Source organism: Streptomyces prasinopilosus, from assembly GCF_001419695.1.
Taxonomy (GTDB): domain Bacteria; phylum Actinomycetota; class Actinomycetes; order Streptomycetales; family Streptomycetaceae; genus Streptomyces; species Streptomyces prasinopilosus.
Window position 1 is genome coordinate 1 of the sequence record NZ_LIRG01000655.1, and the last position, 2,142, is coordinate 2,142.

The 2,142-nt window shown below is 77.2% G+C and carries 3 protein-coding genes; all 3 read right to left on the minus strand.

Annotation, left to right across the window (positions count from 1 at the left end):
* Positions 1-603: thiamine phosphate synthase (locus AOK18_RS24020; RefSeq protein WP_240503295.1), on the minus strand; the 603-nt coding region annotated here is incomplete at its 3' end.
* Positions 604-894: 291 nt separating this feature from the next.
* Positions 895-1,260, minus strand: a complete 366-nt coding sequence (locus tag AOK18_RS24025) for an Rv2175c family DNA-binding protein (protein ID WP_055571131.1) — start codon at positions 1,258-1,260, stop codon at positions 895-897.
* Positions 1,261-1,472: 212 nt separating this feature from the next.
* A partial coding sequence (locus AOK18_RS24030) for an oxidoreductase C-terminal domain-containing protein (RefSeq protein WP_167738734.1) occupies positions 1,473-2,142 on the minus strand: 670 nt, incomplete at its 5' end.

Sequence of the window (2,142 nt, forward strand, 5' to 3'; positions counted from 1 at the left end):
CGCCGCCGGCCTCGGCACCGACCGCCCCTGGTTCGCCATCGGCGGCATCGACCTCGGCAACCTCGACGAGGTCCTGGAGGCCGCCGCCGCGCCCGGGTCGTCGTCGTACGGGCCCTCACCGAGGCCGGCGGCGTACCGGACCAGGTCGAGCCCGGGGGTGGTGGGGGTGGGCCAGCAGGGGCCGGTGCAGAAGTAGTCCACGCCGTCCTGCACGGCGGCCGCGGCGGCCTCGGGCCCGGCGTGTGTGGAGCGGCCGATCAGGACGTCCTCGCCGAGGAGGGCGCGGGCCGCGGGGACGGGCAGGTCGCCCTGTCCGAGGTGCAGCACGTCGGCGCCGGCGGCGTGGGCGACGTCGGCGCGGTCGTTCGCCGCGAGCAGCGTGCCGTGCCGGGCGCAGGCGTCCGCGAGGACCTCCAGGTGCTCCAGTTCCTCGGCCGCCTCCATGCCCTTGTCCCTGAGCTGGACGATGTCGACGCCGCCGGCCAGGACCGCGTCCAGGAACTCCGCGAGGTCGCCCTGCCGCTTGCGGGCGTCGGTGCAGAGGTAGAGCAGGGAGTCGGCGAGGCGGGCGCGCGGGGCGGTGCCTGCGGCGGTGTCGGGCATGCGGGAGTCCCCCTGGGGGTCGGTGGCGGCCGGGCCGGCCGGCGCGGGCCCGGTGGGTCGTCGGCGGACGCCCCGCGCGGCCCGCGGGTCACACGCCGCAACGGACCCTATGCCGCCGCCCCGGCGGCCGGGAGACCGGCCGCCGACGGGCGGTGGCGTCCCGGGCCGCAGGGCCGCCGTCCGGCACCCTGGGGCAGCGGCGCCGGACGGCGGTCCCACGGCCGCGTGCGGGCACGGCACGCAGGGGGTGCGTGCCGGCGCCGGTGCGGGCCGCGGCCCTTCGCCCCGGGGTCAGACGGCGAGCGCCTGGGCGCGGCGCTTCACCTCCGTGCCGCGGTTCTCGCTCAGTGCCTGCGCGGGCGTGCCCGGCAGGCTCTCGTCGGGGGTGAAGAGCCATTCCAGCATCTCTTCGTCCGTGAAGCCGTCGTCCCGCAGGAGCGTCAGGGTCCCGGTCAGGCCCTTGACGACCTTGTCCTCGTCGATGAAGGCGGCGGGGACGTGCAGGGCGCGGTTCTCACCGCGGCGCACGGCGATGAGCTGGCCCTCCTTGACCAGCTGCCGGACGCGCGTCACCTCGACGCCGAGCATCTCGGCGATGTCGGGAAGGGTGAGCCAGGCGGGGACGAGAGCATCGATCTTTGCGTCAATCTCGGTCACGGGACAAGCCTGCCATCCGGCACCGACAGCCGGAAGCCGGACCCCTCCACCCGGGCGGACGTTCACCCCGGACGACTGGTGTCCGGACTGCCGTCCGGGTGCAGGAGGACCGGACACCCTCCGCTCGGGCAGCCCTCGCTCGGACACCCCCGCTCGGGAGAGCGGACCCCCGGCCCCCGGCGTTGCGCAGGACCGAGTCCGGGGCCGGGCCGTCACGCCTTCGCGGACTTCAGCGGCCGCGCCGGGTCGGCCAGCAGCGTCTCGTCCATCACCGCGCCCGCCTCGATCAGCCGGCGCCCCTGGGCCAGGTCGCGGGGGCGGCCCACCGCCAGCAGCGCGACCAGCCGGGACGCACGGAGCCAGCAGACCGTCCACGCCGGGCCGTCGGCCTCCCCGCGCCACACCGTCCGGTCGGCGTCCGCGTGGTGCCCGGCGTACTGGACGAAGCGCCCGAACTGCTCGGACCAGAAGTACGGCACCGGGTCGTACACGGCCGGGGGCTCGCCGGTGGCCGACCCGATGATGTTCGCCGCGACCGTGCGCGGGCCCTGGAGGGCGTTGTCCCAGTGGTGGACCAGCAGGCGCTCGCCGTACCGCCGCGAGGGGAAGGAGGCGCAGTCGCCCACCGCGTACACGTCCGGCACGGAGGTCGTCAGGCGGGCGTCGGCGAGCACCTCGCCGTGCTCGCCGAGCGCGACCCCCGAGCCGGCCAGCCAGGCGGTGGCCGGGCGGGCGCCGACCCCGACGACGACGGCGTCCGCGGGCAGCCGCGAGCCGTCGTCGAGCACCACCGCGCCGGGTTCGGCGCGCTCCACGCGCGCGCAGGTCCGCAGGACCACTCCCGCGTCGTCGTACCAGGCGGCCATCGGGGCGGCCGCCCCG